This window comes from Rhodococcus sp. NPDC003318, assembly GCF_042879035.1.
Taxonomy (GTDB): domain Bacteria; phylum Actinomycetota; class Actinomycetes; order Mycobacteriales; family Mycobacteriaceae; genus Rhodococcus_G.
The window spans coordinates 1,355-18,531 of the sequence record NZ_JBIAOU010000004.1; the positions used below are offsets into that span (position 1 = coordinate 1,355).

General features: G+C 70.7%; 18 protein-coding genes. 9 read left to right on the forward strand and 9 right to left on the reverse strand.

Going from position 1 to position 17,177, the window contains the following annotated elements:
• Positions 1 to 130: 130 nt before the first annotated feature.
• The 4 genes from ACFYVR_RS09415 to ACFYVR_RS09430 form a co-directional block, all read right to left on the reverse strand.
• Positions 131 to 625, reverse strand: coding sequence for a hypothetical protein (locus ACFYVR_RS09415; RefSeq protein ID WP_387472052.1), 495 nt, complete (start codon positions 623 to 625; stop codon positions 131 to 133).
• Between the two features lie 194 nt (positions 626 to 819).
• Positions 820 to 1,356 (reverse strand): nuclear transport factor 2 family protein, encoded by a 537-nt coding sequence (locus ACFYVR_RS09420; RefSeq protein WP_387472055.1) that lies wholly within the window; start codon positions 1,354 to 1,356, stop codon positions 820 to 822.
• Between the two features lie 38 nt (positions 1,357 to 1,394).
• A complete protein-coding gene (locus ACFYVR_RS09425) occupies positions 1,395 to 1,736 on the reverse strand; it encodes a hypothetical protein (RefSeq protein WP_387472057.1) in 342 nt (113 codons plus the stop codon).
• Positions 1,737 to 1,845: 109 nt separating this feature from the next.
• The gene (locus tag ACFYVR_RS09430) at positions 1,846 to 2,616 is read right to left on the reverse strand and encodes a hypothetical protein (protein ID WP_387472060.1); all 771 of its coding nucleotides are present in this window, start codon (positions 2,614 to 2,616) and stop codon (positions 1,846 to 1,848) included.
• Between the two features lie 248 nt (positions 2,617 to 2,864).
• Between ACFYVR_RS09430 and ACFYVR_RS09435 the strand changes: the two genes are divergently transcribed.
• The gene (locus tag ACFYVR_RS09435; RefSeq protein ID WP_387472062.1) at positions 2,865 to 4,244 is read left to right on the forward strand and encodes a mannosyltransferase; all 1,380 of its coding nucleotides are present in this window, start codon (positions 2,865 to 2,867) and stop codon (positions 4,242 to 4,244) included.
• Here ACFYVR_RS09435 and ACFYVR_RS09440 read toward each other — a convergent pair.
• Positions 4,183 to 4,476 carry a 4a-hydroxytetrahydrobiopterin dehydratase gene (locus ACFYVR_RS09440; protein ID WP_387472065.1) on the reverse strand — a complete coding sequence of 98 codons (294 nt, stop codon included), beginning with the start codon at positions 4,474 to 4,476 and terminating at the stop codon, positions 4,183 to 4,185. The genes ACFYVR_RS09435 and ACFYVR_RS09440 overlap by 62 nt on opposite strands.
• 15 nt (positions 4,477 to 4,491) lie before the next feature.
• Here ACFYVR_RS09440 and ACFYVR_RS09445 point away from each other — a divergent pair, with 15 nt between their 5' ends.
• A complete protein-coding gene (locus ACFYVR_RS09445; RefSeq protein ID WP_387472067.1) occupies positions 4,492 to 4,917 on the forward strand; it encodes a (deoxy)nucleoside triphosphate pyrophosphohydrolase in 426 nt (141 codons plus the stop codon).
• Here the strand turns inward: ACFYVR_RS09445 and ACFYVR_RS09450 are convergent.
• Both ACFYVR_RS09450 and ACFYVR_RS09455 read right to left on the reverse strand, forming a co-directional pair.
• On the reverse strand, positions 4,895 to 5,071 hold the full coding sequence (locus ACFYVR_RS09450) for a hypothetical protein (RefSeq protein ID WP_387472069.1): 177 nt from the start codon (positions 5,069 to 5,071) through the stop codon (positions 4,895 to 4,897). The two genes, ACFYVR_RS09445 and ACFYVR_RS09450, sit on opposite strands and share 23 nt — an antisense overlap.
• 130 nt (positions 5,072 to 5,201) lie before the next feature.
• Positions 5,202 to 6,614, reverse strand: coding sequence for an FAD-binding oxidoreductase (locus ACFYVR_RS09455; protein WP_387472071.1), 1,413 nt, complete (start codon positions 6,612 to 6,614; stop codon positions 5,202 to 5,204).
• 113 nt (positions 6,615 to 6,727) lie between these two features.
• Here ACFYVR_RS09455 and ACFYVR_RS09460 point away from each other — a divergent pair, with 113 nt between their 5' ends.
• From ACFYVR_RS09460 to ACFYVR_RS09490, 7 genes are all read left to right on the forward strand, one after another.
• A complete protein-coding gene (locus tag ACFYVR_RS09460) occupies positions 6,728 to 7,903 on the forward strand; it encodes a helix-turn-helix transcriptional regulator (protein ID WP_387472073.1) in 1,176 nt (391 codons plus the stop codon).
• Between the two features lie 212 nt (positions 7,904 to 8,115).
• Complete coding sequence (gene typA / locus ACFYVR_RS09465) at positions 8,116 to 10,011, forward strand: translational GTPase TypA (protein ID WP_387472075.1); 1,896 nt, start codon at positions 8,116 to 8,118, stop codon at positions 10,009 to 10,011.
• Positions 10,012 to 10,121: 110 nt separating this feature from the next.
• Entirely contained in the window at positions 10,122 to 11,927 is a 1,806-nt protein-coding gene (locus ACFYVR_RS09470) for an ABC transporter family substrate-binding protein (protein WP_387472077.1), read from the forward strand.
• A gap of 2 nt (positions 11,928 to 11,929) precedes the next feature.
• Positions 11,930 to 12,823 carry an N-acetyl-1-D-myo-inositol-2-amino-2-deoxy-alpha-D-glucopyranoside deacetylase gene (mshB, locus tag ACFYVR_RS09475; protein WP_387472079.1) on the forward strand — a complete coding sequence of 298 codons (894 nt, stop codon included), beginning with the start codon at positions 11,930 to 11,932 and terminating at the stop codon, positions 12,821 to 12,823.
• Between the two features lie 88 nt (positions 12,824 to 12,911).
• Positions 12,912 to 14,288 (forward strand): glutamate decarboxylase, encoded by a 1,377-nt coding sequence (locus tag ACFYVR_RS09480; protein WP_387472081.1) that lies wholly within the window; start codon positions 12,912 to 12,914, stop codon positions 14,286 to 14,288.
• An 82-nt stretch (positions 14,289 to 14,370) separates the two neighbouring features.
• Positions 14,371 to 14,526 (forward strand): hypothetical protein, encoded by a 156-nt coding sequence (locus tag ACFYVR_RS09485; protein ID WP_387472083.1) that lies wholly within the window; start codon positions 14,371 to 14,373, stop codon positions 14,524 to 14,526.
• Between the two features lie 25 nt (positions 14,527 to 14,551).
• A complete protein-coding gene (locus tag ACFYVR_RS09490; RefSeq protein WP_387472086.1) occupies positions 14,552 to 14,971 on the forward strand; it encodes a hypothetical protein in 420 nt (139 codons plus the stop codon).
• On the opposite strand, the gene ACFYVR_RS09495 is transcribed toward ACFYVR_RS09490, so the two are convergent.
• A complete protein-coding gene (locus tag ACFYVR_RS09495; RefSeq protein ID WP_387472088.1) occupies positions 14,968 to 15,690 on the reverse strand; it encodes a uracil-DNA glycosylase in 723 nt (240 codons plus the stop codon). The genes ACFYVR_RS09490 and ACFYVR_RS09495 overlap by 4 nt on opposite strands.
• Entirely contained in the window at positions 15,687 to 17,117 is a 1,431-nt protein-coding gene (locus tag ACFYVR_RS09500) for a PH domain-containing protein (protein WP_387472671.1), read from the reverse strand. The genes ACFYVR_RS09495 and ACFYVR_RS09500 overlap by 4 nt, the downstream gene beginning before the upstream one ends.
• Between the last annotated feature and the right edge of the window lie 60 nt (positions 17,118 to 17,177).

Below are 17,177 nucleotides of genomic sequence, written 5' to 3' on the forward strand. Positions count from 1 at the left end.
TTGTGCGCGGGGGGGGGGGGGGGGTGGGGGGGGGTGCAGCTTTGTGTGTGTGGGGGGGGGGGGGGGCGGCCCCCGGGGGGGGGGGGGGGGGGGGGGGGCCCCCCCGGCGCCCCCCCCCCCCCCCGACCCCTCAGCACAGCGGCTTGGCGATGTTGTAGATCTGCTGAGCCTGCTCCGGCGTGGCCTTGGTGTCGCCGTTGCTCGCCCGCACCTCGATCTCCGACACCACCTGCGACTCCTCGACACCGGAATCGATCGCGGCGCAGGTCTGTGCGTAGATGTCCTCGATGGCGGCGTCGTCGCGGCCCTCGGCCAGGTCCGAGTATCCGGCGCGGAAGGCGGCGGTGAACGTGCCCGCCTTGACGCCGTCGACCGTCCCCGCCGCCCGGCTGGCGATACTGCTCGCCGCCGACTGGGCCGACGAGATCGCGCCCTCGGCCGCCGACTGCGCGGACGAGATCGCCCCCTGCGCAGCGTTGGCGGCCGAACTCACGGCCTCCGACGCCCGGTCGAGAACGCCTGCAGTCGTCGTGACGGTGGTGTCGCTGCTCTCGCTGTCGGAAGTGCACCCGGCGACGGCGAACGTGACGACGGCGGCGGTGAACACTGCTGCTGCAATTTTCATGCGTCGAGCGTAGCCGCTGCGTAACGGGCGGGACGGATGTTGACGACGTACACAACAGGCATGTCCCGCAACGAGGAGTCGACAACCCGTGGAAATCATCATCAACCTGCTCTACGCCGTCGCCGCGAACCTCTACGAAGGCATCTCCGCCGGCTCGAGCGGCGGCACGCAGCAGTCGCAGAACCCGTAGCGCGTCACGCGCCCACGGCCGCCAGCCACCGACCGGCCTCGTCCGGCAGTGCCCCCGCGGATTCGGCTGCGCGGCACCACTTCCTGGCCATCTCGAGGAACTTCATCGGGTTGTACACGTCCTCCTCGCAGGACCACAGTCCGTCACCCGCGTAGTGCAGGATCGTCAGGTTGGACGCGCCGTGCGTGGAGCCGTCACCGGGATCGCACATCGGGTTGTCGATCTCGCAGATCACCCAGCCGCGCTGTTCGTCGATCGTGTACCAGAGGGCGGGGAACGCGGTCATGTGAGTGCCCGGGAAGCGGCCCATCGTCCGCACGATCCAGGGGCGGATCTCCTCACGCCCGTGGAAGGTGCCGTAGGCGTGCTCGATGTACGCCGCGTCCTCGGTGAACATGTCCGCGAACAGATTCCAGTCGCCGGTCCGCTTCGCCTTCTCGACGGTGCGCTGGTAGCCGAGGAACGCGTCCTCGAGTTCGGCGCGAGACCAGCGGGCCGCACCGGTCGTGTCGAGGGATGCGTTGTTGCCGGACCGGGTCACGTGTCCTCCGTTGGTGGGCCGAACGTTGCTCGGGCCGTTCAGGTCTGCGTGTGTGCCAGGGGTGACCGAGCGAGATCCGGCTCCTCCGCGAGAACGTGCAGCGGGCGGTCGCCGGGATCCTCCCAGGCACCCCGCCAGGACAGCACCGACCAGCGGGACAGCCCGGACAGTGCGGAGCCGAGGCTGGCGAACGACCAGGAGGACAGTGCGGAACCGGCGGACCCGATCGAGCCTATCGACAGGATCGAGCCGACGCTGCCGATCGACAGAATCGAATAGGCGGACCCGATCGAGAGGATCGAGCCTTCCGAGCGGATCGACAGGATCGAGTGTCGGGATCGGATGGACCTGATCGAGGTGTTCCGCCGGAGAGTGGCCATTCCCCGGTCTACCACGAGTGCGGCGAATGCAGAAGGACCCGGCGAATGAACGAAGGCCCCTCGCGTGATGCGAGGGGCCTTCGTGGGTTCGTCGATCGGAATTCGCCGATCAGGGGACGTACACGGTCCCGACGGTCGGGAGGAAGCTGCACGTGACGGCGGCGCCGCCCTCGGTCTCCGTGGTGAGCCCACCGGAGACTACGGCGAGGACGCGGCCCTGGCCGGTCTCGGCGATGCCGGACAGTGTGGCCGGGCCGTCCGGGTTGATCCGGGACGCGGTGGTCAGCTCGGTGCGGCCGTTCTTCGGGTGGTCGATGTTGACCCAGTCGACAACCAGCGGCACGGGCTGCTTTTCGGTGGCCTTGCTGGTGCCGAGGGCGGTGAAGACGAAGCCCGCCTCGCCGGCCTTCGGTCCCGGCGGGGGCAGGTGGGCGGGGCCGGGAACGGCGAGCGCCGCGCCGACCGAGTCGGACGTGCCACCGATGCAGCCCTTGCCGATCGTCGGGTACAGGAACTGGGAGATGACCGGTCCGCTCTCGGGAGGCAGTTCCGGTCCGCCGCCGCCGCTGCCGTCGAGGAAGGTGATGACGCGTTCGAGGGTGGCCTTGGTCTCGGGCGGCAGGTTCGACGCCTCGAGCAGTGCCTTCGCCTGGGCCAGCAGGTCCGCCTGCGGGTTGGCGACATCGGTGGCGGCGAGGTCCGCGGGACCGGCGGCAGCGCCGATGATCGCGGGAGCGAGCGAGGCGAGAGCCTCGATGTTCAGGCCGTCGGGGATTCGGGGAGCAGTGGTCTCGGCCGACGCACCCGCCGGTACGGCGAACGCAACGGCGGCAACCGCCAACGCGATGATCGATGTGCGCGTTGCTCGCGTACGAAGCACGATGTCCCCATCCTTTGTCAAGCGTCGGCGCCCCTCGAGCGTCGACTGGCCCGGCAGGCCCCTCGATGTCGAGGGGTCACTCTATGCAGGGCCTGATGATCTTGTACAGCGGTACGAAACGCCGACCTTCGGTACTGGAAACGGTTCGGCTTTACGCGGCAGTCTAGTCATTGCCGGGTTCAGCGATGTCCACTTCACGACCATAACGTGTGGCTGAAGTGGTCAGTGTTGTTGTTGATGCAACTGTTATGCGAGGTGGTCGCCCCGATCCGGCCCTCCCGGAGCCTGCCGTAGGCTCCCGACGACCACACCGAGCCGCTCCGCCGGCCTCAAGACAGATCGCGAGAACCGTGTCCGAGACGACCCCCGTACCGGCAGTCCGGCGTTCCCGGACGGACCGGATCCTGCGTCTGGCGCCGTATCTCCTTCTCGCCTCGATCGTCGCGCGGATGGCGTGGGCCCTGCTCACCCCCAACGGCATGAACCTGGTCGACCTTCACGTGTACGTCGACGGATCGGCGGCCCTGCTCCGTGGCAACCTGTACGACTACACCTACTCGGAGCTGACGCCGGACTTCCCGCTGCCGTTCACCTACCCGCCGTTCGCGGCGCTGGTGTTCTTCCCGCTGCACTACCTGCCGTTCGACCTGGTCGGGGTGCTGTGGCAGCTCGCGACGATCGGCGCGCTGTACCTGGTGATCCGGATGAGTCTGGAACTGCTCGGTGGGACCGTGACCCGCTGGACCCGCGGCCTCGACGCCCGCTGGACCGCGATCGCCATGCTGTGGACGGCGGTCGGAACGTGGACCGAGCCGGTCCGCAGCACACTGGACTACGGACAGGTCAACGTCTTCCTCGTTCTCGGTGCCCTGGTCGCGGTGCGGTCCACGCGCTGGTGGATCGCGGGCGGCCTCGTCGGCATCGTCGCGGGCATCAAGCTGACCCCTGCGGTCACCGGCCTGTACTTCGTGTTGCGTCGGCGGTGGAAGGCGGCGATCTTCTCCGCAGTGGCATTCGGGCTGACCGTCGGGGTCAGTTATCTCCTGGTCGGGGCGGAGGCGCGGCGCTACTTCGAGCACCTGCTCGGTGACGCCTCCCGGATCGGTCCCGTCGGGTCGGTGTGGAACCAGTCCCTGCGGGGGGCGCTGAGCCGGCTCGCCGGGCACGACGTCGGCAACGGATGGGTGTGGCTGCTCGGCGTCGCCGTGGCGGCCGTGCTCGCCGGATTCGCGTGGCGGGCACTCGGCCGAGACGACCTGCTCGGCACGTTGGTGGTCGTGCAGCTGTTCGGGCTGCTGATCTCCCCGATCTCGTGGTCGCACCACTGGGTGTGGCTGATCCCGATGCTGATCTGGTTGGTGCACGGCCCGCTCGCCGGGCGGGTGGGATCGAAGATCGTCGCCGGGTTCTGGCTGGTGTCGACGCTGATCGGTGTTCCCTGGGTGCTCAGCTTCTTCCAGGACTCCATCTGGCTGATCTCGAGGCCCGGTCTGCTGGCCTGGCTCGGAGCCGTCGACGTCGTCGGGGCGACGGCCTTCTACCTGTGGGTGATCTGCGCGCCGCACCTCACCCGGCGGGCGGCACCGACCGGTCGATCTCCCGAGCCAGCTCCACGTCCAATCCGGTGATCCCGCCCTCGGAGTGGGTGGAGCACACGAACGTCACCCGGCGCCACCGGATGTCGATGTCGGGGTGGTGATTGCGCGCCTCGGCGATCTCGGCGACACGGTCGACGAGCGCGACGGCCTCCGGGAACGTGGACAGCTCGACCGTCCGCACGATGGTGTTCCCGGCACGCTCCCAGCCCGGCAGCGCGGTCAGCGCGTCGGTCACCTCGGTGTCGCTCAGCAACTCGGCCATGGTCATCATGGTCCCATGCAGACCAGCTCCGGCGACAGTGCCGTGCGCCCCGAGGTTGCCGCTGCCGCGATCGTCGAGGGCGGACGGCTGCTGCTGGCGCAACGACTGAGTCCGCCGGAACTGGCCGGCCGGTGGGAACTGCCCGGCGGCAAGATCGAGCCGGGGGAGACGCCCGCCGAGGGGTTGCGCCGCGAACTGCGCGAGGAACTCGGCGTGGAGACCGCCGTCGGTGAGCGGATCGGCGGCGACGTCCCCCTCCCGAACGGGATGGTGTTGCGGGCCTACGTCGTCGAACTGAAGGCCGGTGCGCCGGTCGCGCTCGAACACGCGGCGGTGCGATGGGTCGACGCCGCGGCCCTCGACGGCATCGACCTCGTGCCCAACGATCGCGCGTGGCTGCCGCAGCTGCTCGACCTGCTCAGGCGGCGCGGGCCTTCTTGAGGCCCTTGACGAGATCCTTGCCGGTGACGCCCTGGCTCTCGAGCTTCTTCATCCGCATGATCACGACCGGGCACTTGACGCACCGTGTCTTGCTGCGGCAGCACTTCTTCTTCGGCTTGAGGCTCGACACCTTCTTCGCCTTGACCTTGCCCATCGGCGACCGAGCCCTTCCACTTCGACAAACCGGGAAACTGTCTCCGCTGCGAGGTTAGCGTGCCCTTGGTCGTCGTCGGGGGACGGCCCGGCCGCCGATGGATCGGACGGCGTCAGTGGATCGGACGGCGTCAGGGGCCGTGCACCGGGTTGTTGCCGCGGATCACGTACGCCGGATCGACGGATTCCTTGAGGCGCCGCAGCGCGTCCAGCGTGGGTGCGTCGAACGCGCGCCCGAGCGACTCGCCCGGTCCGAGCAGCGTCGGGACGGTGGGGCCGGCGGCCCAGGGCGCGAGCTCGGCGAACAGCCCCGCCATCGCGTCCGCCGCGGCGGCGAGGAGTTCGGGCACCGGAGCGAGGGTCAGGGTCGTCACCGCGAACTCGGGACCCCGAGCCCGCAGGTCGAACGCACCGGGCCGGCCCGTACGTGCCGGCCCGCCCAGGTGCCGGAACTGGATCTGGCTCAGCGGCATCGACCCGGCCGCACCCGTCCGTCGCACCACCAGGTCGACGAGGTCGTCGTCGAGCGCGGTGAGCATCATCGACGAGTGCACGCCCGGCGACGGATCGGTCGGCTCCTCGCAGATCGCGCCGACCTCGCCGGGTGCCAGCGGGCGAGTCGTGTCGCGCAGGACCGTTCCCGCGGCGCGGATCGGCGCCAGCAGGGTCGCGAGCTCACCCTCCGGGCCCAGCAGGATCGCGTCGACGAAGCAGAACGACTGCCCGCGGATCTCGTCCGGCAGCTCCGGGATCGGCGGGAAGTGCATGATCGACGCCCACACCGACAGTTCGGCCGGCGCGGTCGCGGTCAGTGCGGCGACCGCACGCAGCACCGGCGCGGCGTCGGTGGCGGGAAACGCCAGTCGTCCGCCGGTGATCGCGGGCGCCGGGAACAGGTCGATCTCGACGGCGGTGACGATGCCGAACTCGCCGCCCCCGCCGCGCAGCGCCCACATCAGCTCGGGGGACTTCTCGTCGCTGATCCAGCGGTGCACACCGTGGGCGTCGACGAGCTCGACCGCGCTCAGCGACCCCGAGCCCGGTCCGAACGGCCGGGTGAACCAGGACAGGCCGCCACCCAGGCAGAAGCCGACCACGGAGATGTCGGGATTCGAGCCGACCAGGCCGGTCAGGCCGGTGCCGTCGAGCGCCGACTGCAGGGCGCCCCACTTCACGCCGGCGCCGACGCGCGCCGTGCGTGCGGCGGTGTCGATCCAGATGTCGTCGAGGGCCGCTGTCCGGATCAGGAGGGTGTCGTCGAGGGCACGGTTCGCGCCGTGGCCACCCGGCTGGGCCGACACCCGGACGCCGCACTCGGCGGCGAACCGGACTGCCTTGACGACGTCGGCGGTGGTCGCGGCGGTCACGACCGCGGCGGGCCGCTGGGTGATGCTCACGTTCCACGCCTGGGCCGCGGTCGGCCAGTCGGGGCTGTCGGGAAGGTCCACCCGGCCGTCGAGGTCGGCCGCGAGCCGGTGCCAGGGGACGGCGGAGAGGCCGGTGGGGGAGCGGTGGGCGTCGAGTTCGATCGGTGTCGATGTCATGACCGGAAGCCTTCAGCGGCCCGGCCGCCGGGAACATCCCCCGGGGCGGGGAACTCGTGACCCCAGAAGTCTGGGGTGTCGGAATCCCGCGGCGCGCGCGAAAATTCGATGCCATGGTGACCATGCGCGCGGAAACGGTCCGGACCCGGCTCGACGCCCTGTCGCGGGCCGGCCGGTCGTGGCAGGAGTTCGGCCTGGACGCGATGGAGGTGCTGACCAAGGCGGTGCCGTTCGACGCGGCGTGCTTCGGCACGATCGATCCTGCGACCTCGCTGGTGACCGGGTCGGTCAAGGCGGGTCTCGACAGCCCGTGCGAGGCCGAGTTCGCGTACCACGAGTACATCGAGGACGACGTCAGCCTGTTCAGTGATCTGGCCCGTCGGGACGTCGGCGTGAGCATCCTGCACGAGGCGACCGGCGGCGACCCGCGGCGCAGTTCCCGCTTCCGCGAGCTCTTCGAGCCGATGTTCGATCTCGGACACGAGATGCGGGTGATGATCCGGACCGGCGGCGACGTGTGGGGCGGGCTGGCCATCTACCGGAGGGCGGGCGGCAGCGGGTTCAGTCCGGCCGAGGCCGACTTCGTCGACGGTGTGTCCGGGATGCTGGCGGTGGGGGTTCGTGCCGGGCTGATCGCGGACGCCGCGCCGGGAGTCGACGCCGAGATCGTCGGCGCCGAGGAGGGACCGGCGGTCCTCACCTTCGACGACCACAACACCCTCTGCCAGGCGACGCTGGCCGCGCAGGTACGCGTCGAGGAACTGGGTGGTGACCTGTGGGCGGAACTTCCCCAGCCGGTACTGGCGACGCTGGCGGGCGCCCGGGCGCTCGCGGCCGGCCGGGCCGCTGCCGTGCCGCGCGTGCGGGTCCGCTCGCGGACCGGGCAGTGGCTGGCCGTGCACGCCGCCCCGCTCGCCGGACGCGCAGGCCAGGCGACGCAGGTCGTGGTCACGATCGAGCCGGCCGGGGCCCCCGAGGTGGTGCCGCTGTTGGTGGCGGCGTTCGGGCTGACGCCGCGGGAACGTGACGTCGTGGACGGGGTGCTGCGCGGGGCGAGCACCGCCGAGATCGCCAGGGCACTGCACCTGTCGCCGTACACGGTGCAGGACCACCTCAAGGTCGTCTTCGACAAGGCGGGTGTCTCGAACCGCAAGGAACTCACCGCGCGGGTGTTCTTCGACCACTACGCGCCGCGTAAGGACTCCCGGTTGGGGCCGTCCGGCTGGTTCGTCGCGGAATCGGCGACTTCGCCCGTGGCGCAGATCACTGTCCCAGGTCAGAGGGGGTGAACGGGGGCCGCGATGTGTCGAAAGCCGGTGCGGGCGGGTAGGGTGTTCGCTGGCCGCAGTCCCTGCACCAGCGCAATCGTCGTGATCGTCTCGCGCGACGTTCGGTCAGCCCGGGGGTCGCGAATGGGAACCACGCATGCGCGTAGCGGCAGCCAGTAGCCGTGCGACACCCAATTCGTGTGGCCCCGTCAGCAGCCAGGAGAACGCCCCGCGTGAGCACCACCAACTTCCGTAACGTCGCCATCGTCGCGCACGTCGACCACGGCAAGACCACCCTCGTCGACGCCATGCTGCGTCAGTCCGGCGCGTTCGCCGAGCGCGCCGAGCTCGTCGACCGCGTGATGGACTCCGGTGACCTCGAGCGGGAAAAGGGCATCACGATCCTCGCGAAGAACACCGCGGTCCACCGCCACAACACCGACGGCTCCGTCACCGTCATCAACGTCATCGACACCCCCGGTCACGCCGACTTCGGCGGCGAGGTCGAGCGCGGCCTGTCCATGGTCGACGGTGTCGTGCTGCTCGTCGACGCCTCCGAGGGCCCGCTGCCCCAGACCCGCTTCGTGCTCCGCAAGGCGCTCGCGGCGTCGCTGCCGGTCATCATCGTCGTGAACAAGACCGACCGCCCCGACGCGCGGATCGAGGAGGTCGTCTCCGAGTCGCAGGACCTGCTCCTCGACCTGGCGTCCGACCTCGACGACGACGCCGCCCAGGCCGCCGAGGCGCTGCTCGACCTGCCGGTCCTGTACGCGTCGGGTCGTGAGGGCAAGGCGTCGCTGAACCGTCCCGAGGACGGTCAGGCCCCCGACACCGAGAACCTCGACGTCCTGTTCGAGGTTCTGATGGAGCACGTGCCCGCGCCGAAGGGCGATGCCTCCGCACCGCTGCAGGCACACGTCACCAACCTCGACGCCTCCGACTTCCTCGGCCGTCTCGCGCTGGTCCGCATCCACAACGGCGAGCTCCGCAAGGGTCAGCAGGTCGCGTGGATGCACGCCGACGGTGTGAAGACCGTCAAGATCACCGAGCTGCTCAAGACGGTCGGCGTGACCCGTGAGCCCGGCGAGAGCGCGGTCGCCGGTGACATCGTCGCCGTCGCGGGCATCCCGGAGATCATGATCGGCGACACCCTCGCCGACACCGAGAACCCGGTCGCGCTGCCGACCATCACCGTCGACGAGCCCGCGATCTCCGTCGTCATCGGCACCAACACCTCGCCGCTCGTCGGCCGGGTCAAGGGGCACAAGCTGACCGCGCGCATGGTCAAGAGCCGCCTGGACTCCGAGCTGATCGGCAACGTGTCGCTGCGCGTCCTCGACATCGGCCGCCCGGACGCGTGGGAGGTGCAGGGCCGCGGTGAGCTGGCGCTGGCCATCCTCGTCGAGCAGATGCGTCGTGAGGGTTTCGAGCTCACCGTCGGCAAGCCGCAGGTGGTCACGCGTCAGGTCGACGGCAAGGTCCACGAGCCGTTCGAGGAACTGACCATCGACACCCCGGAGGAGCACCTCGGCGCGATCACGCAGCTGCTGGCGAACCGCAAGGGCAAGATGGTCCAGATGACCAACCACGGCACCGGCTGGGTCCGCATGGAGTTCATCGTCCCGTCGCGTGGCCTGATCGGTTTCCGCACCGACTTCCTCACCGAGACCCGCGGCACCGGCATCGCCAACGCCGTCTCGCACGGTTACGCGCCGTGGGCCGGCGAGATCCGGGCCCGCCACACCGGTTCGCTCGTCTCCGACCGGACCGGCTCGGTCACGCCGTTCGCGATGATCCAGCTGGCGGACCGTGGCACGTTCTTCGTCGAGCCGGGTGCCGACACGTACGAGGGCATGGTCGTGGGCATCAACCCGCGTGCCGAGGACCTCGACATCAACGTCACCAAGGAGAAGAAGCTCACCAACATGCGGTCCGCGACCGCCGACGCCACCGAGACCCTCGCGAAGCCGATCGAGCTGACCCTCGAGGGTGCGATGGAGTTCTGCGCGGCCGACGAGTGCGTCGAGGTCACCCCGGAGGCGGTCCGCGTCCGCAAGGTGCACCTGTCGCAGACCGACCGCGCTCGCGAGCGGTCGCGCGCGAAGTCCCGCGACAAGGCTGCGCTGTAGAGTTGCGCTTCGCGCCCGTGAGTCCTTGTGGTCCCCGTGCGGGCCGGAAGGACTCACGGGCGGCGCAGCCGCACACACGAAGGGACGGGTGAGTGCGAGGGATACTGCCGATGGCGGCCATGGTGGCCGCCGCTCTCGCCCTCGCGGGGTGTACGGCGAATCCGCCGCCGCCGGTGGAGAGCACCGACAGCCCGAAACCCACCACCACCGTCCCGACCAAGAACACCGTTGTCGTCGCGATCGACGAGATCGGTCAGGGTTTCAACCCGCACCTGCTGTCCGACCAGTCGCCGGTGAACGCCGCCGTCACGTCGATGGTCCTGCCGAGCCCGTTCCGTCCGGTCCCGAGCGTGACTCGGCCGGGCGGCACCGACTGGGTGCCGGACGAGTCGTTGCTGGTGTCCGCGGAGGTCACCTCCCAGGCTCCGTTCACCATCACCTATCAACTGCGCAACGAGGCCCAGTGGTCGGACAGTGCTCCGATCGCGGCGGAGGACTTCCGCTACCTGTGGCGGCAGATGATCAGCCAGCCCGGGGTGGTCGACCCGGCCGGGTACGCCCTCATCGACGACATCGGGTCCTCGGCGGGCGGCAAGACCGTCACCGTCACGATGCGGTCGCCGTACCCGGCGTGGCGTGAACTGTTCAGCGACCTGCTGCCGTCGCACCTGGTCAAGGACACTCCCGGCGGGTTCGCTCGCGGCCTCGCCGAGAACATTCCGGTGTCCGGGGGACACTTCCACATCAAGAGCGTCGACCGCGGACGCGACGAGATCCTGCTCGAACGCAACGACCGTTTCTGGGGCGAGCCGGCCGTCGCCGACCAGATCCTGCTGCGCCGCGGCGGTTCGAACTCGCAGCTCACCGACTCGATGCGGTCCGGTGACGCGCAGGTGGTCCAGGTGCGCGGTGGTGGCGCGCTGCCCGCGCAGCTCGCCGCGGTCAGCGGGGTGCGCTCCGCGGTCACCGCCCAGCCCCGGGTGCTGGAGGTGACCCTCAACGGCCGGACCGCGATCGGCGCCGACCCGCGCGTCCGGCGCGGCCTGTTCGGGTTGCTGAGTCCGGATCTGCTGGCCTCGGTGGGCACGCCGTCGGGTACGTCGCCGACGGTCGCGCGGGCCCAGGTGCTCGCCCCGTCCGACCCCGGCTACGCGCCGACGGCGCCGCCCCCACTGACGCGTGAGCAGGCACTCGGGCTGCTGGCCGAGGCGGGCTGGATCCACCAGGCTCCGGCCCCGGCCGTGGTTCAGGACACCGCCGTCCCCGTCCGGCTGGTCCGGGACGGCGCCCAGTTGGCGTTGACGATCGGCGCGACGGAGGGTGACGACACCGCGATCTCGGTCGCGAACACCGCCGCGGACCTGTTGCGCGGTGCGGGTGCGCAGGTCACCGTCACGACGATGCGCGCCGAGGAACTGTACGGCCGGGCACTGGTCGACGGCCGGGTGGACGCGGTCGTCGGGTGGACGCGGGCCGGATCCGACCCGGCGACCTCGCTGGCGTCCCGGTACGGCTGCCCGCCGCCCGAGTCGTCGCCACCCGAGTCGTCGCGGCCGACGGAGTCGCAGGATCCGGCCGCGGGTGAGACCGCCGCCCTCCCGACCGTCACGACCTCGGCCGACGCCGAGGCCACGGACGAGGACTCGGACGAGCCGAATGCTGCTGCGCCGAGCAACATCTCGGGGCTGTGCGACCCGACGTTGCAGCGGGGAATCGACGACGCGTTGCGCGGGGTCGGCGACGTGGGACAGCTGATCGCGCAGGCCGAGCCGCGACTGTGGGACCTCGCCGCGGTACTGCCGGTGCTGCAGGACGCGACGGTGGTCGCCGCCGGACCGGACGTGGACGGTGTGTCGCTGACCGGGGCGATCCAGGTCGGCATATTCGGAGACGCGGCCACCTGGTCGAGAAAGTAGACGTGACGGACATCGTGAAGACGGACACCCCGCGACGACTGCTGCTGGTGCACGCCCACCCGGACGACGAAACCCTCACGACGGGCGGCACGATCGCCCGGTACGCCGCCGAGGGCGCGGAGGTGACGGTCGTGACCTGCACGCTCGGCGAGGAGGGTGAGGTCATCGGCGACACCTGGGCGGGCCTGGTGGCCGACGCCGCCGACCAGCTCGGCGGCTACCGGATCCTGGAACTGACCACGGCGCTGGCGCGTCTCGGGGCGGCCGGGCCCTGCTTCCTGGGCGGCGCCGGGCGGTGGCGCGACTCCGGGATGGTGGGGACGGCGGCCGCCGCGAATCCGCGGGCCTTCGTCAACGCGGACCTCGGGGAGGTCGTCGCAGCGCTCGTCGACGTGATCCGGGACCGGCGTCCGCACGTCGTGATCTGCTACGACCCGGTCGGCGGATACGGCCATCCCGACCACATCCGGGTTCACGAAGCGGTGACGGCCGCGGTGGAGTCGGCGGGTGCGGCCGGGTGTTCCGCTGCGGGGCAGCCGTGGGAGGTCGCGAAGCTGTACTGGACCGTCACCGAGGAGACGTCGCTCACCGAGGGGCTCGGGTGCATCACGGAGTTCCCGGCGCACTGGCGGCTCCCGGATCCGGGGGAGTTGCCGTCGGTGCCGGACGAGCAGGTGACGACGACGATCGACGTCCGGGCCCATCTCGCGGCGAAGGTGGCGGGGTTCGAAGCACACGCCACCCAGGTGACGGTGTCGCCCAGCGGAACCGAGTACGCGTTGTCGAACAACGTGGTCCAGCCCATCCTGCTCGACGAGCACTACGTGCTGGTGCGGGGGACGCTCGGGGAGGTCGCCGCCGACGGTCGTGAACGGGACCTGTTCGCCGGCGTGTAGCTCGCTTTACCGGGCGTGGGGCCGCTCGCCCGGTTACGCTTTCGTCGTTCGCCGATGTTCGTGGGTCACACGTACGAAGGGACGATCGATGGCGCTGCACGAGGTCCGGGGCCGCAGAGACGACGTTGCGGACATCTACTCCACGCCACTCAGTGGAGCAGTCCTCCCCAAATATCAGATTCCGCAAGGGGATTCGGATCCGCGTGTGGTGTTCGCGTTGATCCGTGACGAGCTCGCGCTGGACGGCAACGCCGCGCAGAATCTCGCGACCTTCTGCTCGACCTGGTCCGAGGACGAGGTGCACCGGTTGATGGACCTGTGCATGGACAAGAACATGATCGACAAGGACGAGTATCCGCAGACAGCGGAGATCGAGTCGCGCTGCGTGCACATCCTCGCCGACCTGTGGAACTCGCCGGACGGTCGCAGCACCGTCGGATGCTCGACGACCGGCTCGAGCGAGGCGGCGATGCTGGGTGGTCTCGCGCTCAAGTGGCGGTGGCGGGAGCGGCAGCGTGCCGCGGGCAGGCCGACGGACCGCCCCAACCTCGTGTGCGGTCCGGTGCAGGTGTGCTGGGAGAAGTTCGCCCGCTACTTCGACGTCGAGTTGCGGCAGGTGCCGCTCGAGGAGGGCGCCACCGGGCTGCGCCCGCACCAGCTGCGGGACTACGTGGACGAGAACACGATCGGAGTCGTGGCAATCCTCGGGGTCACCTACACGTGCGACTACGAGCCGGTCGCCGAGATCGCCGCGGAGCTCGACGCGATCGAGGACGAGCACGGTTGGGACGTGCCGGTCCACGTCGACGGCGCCAGCGGCGGCTTCGTCGCGCCGTTCCTGCAGCCGGACGTGGTGTGGGACTTCAGGATCGACCGAGTCGCGTCGATCAACGCGTCGGGACACAAGTACGGTCTCGCGCCGCTCGGCGTCGGGTGGGTCGTGTGGCGCAGCGCCGACCGGTTGCCGGAGGACCTCGTGTTCCGGGTCAGCTACCTCGGCGGCGACATGCCGACGTTCGCGCTCAACTTCTCCCGGCCCGGCGGTGAGATCGTCGCGCAGTACTACCTGCTGCTGAGGCTGGGGCGGGAAGGCTACCGTGCGATCCACCAGACCTGCGCCGACGACGCGCGGGCGCTCGCCCAGGCGATCGGCGAGATGGGGCCGTTCACCGTCCTGTACGACGGCACCGGCGGCTTGCCCGCCGTCTCCTACACGTTGACCGATCCCGCGACCGCAGGCTTCTCCCTCTACGACCTGAGCGACCTACTGCGCGCCCGCGGCTGGCAGGTGCCTTCCTACCCGTTGCCCCCGAGTCGGGAGACCACGGTCATTCAGCGCATCTTGGTCCGGCACGGTATCTCCCGCGACAAGATGGAACTGCTGCTCGACGACCTGCGGTCCGCGGTGACGCGGCTGGCGAAGGGAAAGCCCGACGACACGGTGCGTACCGGGTTCCATCACTGACAACGACTGCGTGACCTCCGCTCCGGCCGCCACTAGAATGTGATGCACGTCATGGTCGTCGCGGAGGGGCTGGAGGCGCCGGGTGAACTGGAGTGTGCAGAACCAGATCGTCGCGTTCGTCGACTCGCTGCGGCCGAATTCGCAGATGTACCACGACATGTACATGAACGCGCTGTACGGGTTCGTCGACATGCAGTCGAACCTGCTGACGATGCTCGGGTACCCGCCGGTGCCCTGATCGCCGGCCCCCTACGATCGGTGACATGACTGCCGCCACCGCCGAACCCGTGCCCGGGCACGGAATCCTCGACCGCCTGATCCTGGCGCTGCTGGTGTTCGACGGGTTCGTGACCGCACTGCTGGCGGTGCTGTTCCTCCCGGTCCGGATCGGGTCGGTTCCGGTGCCGGTGAGCGCCCTGGTGGCGGCGGTCGTCAACGTGCTGCTGCTCTGTGGGGCGCGGACGGTGACGGATCGGCTCGTCCGGGTCGCCTGGCCGCTGTTCGCCTGGTTCGTCGGCTTCCTGCTCTGCATGGTCGGCGGACCGGGCGGGGACGGCCTGCTGCTCGCCGACTGGCGCACGTTGCTGCTGCTCGTCGCGGGCCTGGTGCCGGCGACGGCGCTGCTCCTCAAGTGGGGCGCGGACGCAGCCGTGACCCGCGGGCAGGGCGCGCGGGCACGCTAGGCGGACGTGCCCCGGTCGAGAAGGCCCGCGGCGCGTCCGGCGTCGGCCAGGACCGCCTCGAGCATCGTGGGGGTCAGCCGGCCGGTGAAGGTGTTCTGCTGGCTGACGTGGTAGCAGCCGAACAGGTGCAACCGGCGGTCCGGCCCGGCCAGTTCGACGTGCGCGCCGTGCCCGAATTTCGGGGCCGGTCGCGGCACCGTCCATCCCGCGGCGCCGAGGACGGGCAGCAGTGCCCGCCACCCGAAACCACCGAGCACCAGCACCGCGCGCAGCGTCGGGGTCAGCAGGCGCAGTTCCTCGTCGAGCCAGCGCCGGCAGGTGTCGCGCTCGGCCGGGGTCGGCTTGTTGTCCGGCGGCGCGCAGTGCACCGGTGACGTGATCCTGGTGCCGCGCAACGTGAGTCCGTCGTCGACGGACACCGCGGTCGGCTGGTTCGCCAACCCGACCGCATGCAGCGCCGCGTACAGCACGTCGCCGCTGCGGTCGCCGGTGAACATGCGGCCGGTGCGGTTCGCGCCGTGCGCGGCCGGCGCCAGACCGACGATCAGCAAGTGCGCGTCCGGGGGCCCGAATCCGGGAACCGGTCTGCCCCAGTACGTCTGGTCGCGAAACGCCGCCCGCTTCTCGCGTGCCACCTGCTCCCGCCATCGCACGAGACGTGGGCAGCGACGGCAGTCGACCAGGTCCGCGTCCATCTCCGCGAGGGTCGGGTGGATCATCGGCGTGCCCAGATGTCGCCCGCGCCCGGCGTGACGGTCTCGACCAGCGTCCAGGCGTGCTCGGCGGGCAGGTCGAGTACCTCGTAGCGACCCGCTCCCGCGGGTGTCGCGGCGACGACGGTCGCGACTCCGGCGCGGCGCTGGAAGAACGTCTGCCGCACCGTCCATCCCACGATGCCGTTCGCCTCGACGGTGTCCCGGCTGCGGTCCAGCGACCCGCTGCGGGTGACCAGGTGGCCGGGCGGGGTGGCGTGCCCGAGACCGCGATACCGGTCGTGGGCGAGCCCGGCAGCGGCAACGGCCACGATCGCCAGGCCCGCCCACGCGGGCCACGGCACGGATACTCGGGCCGATACCACACCCACGGCGATCGCCAGAGCCGCCACCGGCAGCAGGGCCCGGGTGAACCGGCGTCGCCGGGCGGCGGTGCCGTGCGCGGTGAGCGGGACGGGCCCCTCGTCGCGCAGGACCAGCGTCTCCATCCGCTCGGCCTCCGCACGCGGGCACTGCGGCAGCAGCATCGACGAGTGCCGTCCCTCCGTGGACATCCCGGTCATCACCGCGTCGAGGCGCGCCGCCCCGGCCAGGCGCAGGAGCAGCGGCTCGCGGAGGCTGGCGCCACGCAGGCGCGCTCGGTCGAGGGTGGTCTGCCGGGTGCGCAGGAGACCGTGCGCGACGTGCAGCACGCGGCCGTCGTCGGTGACGGTGAGATCGCCGTACGTGAGCAGGTACCGGACGCAGGCGAGGGCGCTGGCAACGGCGAGCAACGCGACGAGACCGACGACGACCACGGCCGCGACACCGAAGCCGCGCAGCCAGTCGAGTCCGTCCTCGAGCGTGTCGGCGTTGGCGACGCGTTCGCCGATCCCGTACTGGAACGCGACGCCGACTGCGGCGGCGACGGTGACGACGCCGGTCGTCGACAGGGGCGCGTAGCGCACCCAGGACGGCTTCCAGTGCGCGATCTCGAGCGCCGGTGGTGCCGCGGCGTCGGCGGCTCGGCCGGGATGCGCCTCCGACTGCCGGGTGAGCAGGGCCGCACGCAGTGACGGGACCAGCCGCGCGTCGAGGGCGTTGAGTTCGAAGCGCGTCGACTCGCCTGCCCTGTCCGCGCGCTGCCCGGTTCCGATACGCACCACGGACAGTCCGAGGGCCCGGTGCAGGAGCCCGGCCTCCACGTCGACCGACCGGATCCGGTTGCGGGGCACGGAGAGCAGCTTCTTCTGGAACACGCCGGTGCGCAGCTCGACGTGGACCGGCCCGATCCGGTAACTGGTGGTCAGCCACCGCGCGATCGCGTAGGCGACCAGGACCGCCAGCGCGATCAGGCCCCAGTAGTGATTTCCGCTGCGGCTGCCGAGAACCACCGAGATCAGCAGCACCGGGAGCAGCCTGACCACTTCGTGGACGGGGTGCACGAGCAGCATGCGCCGGTCGAGGCGCAGCCACGGCAGCTCCTGCTCGGCAGCCAGTGCCGCGGGACCCGA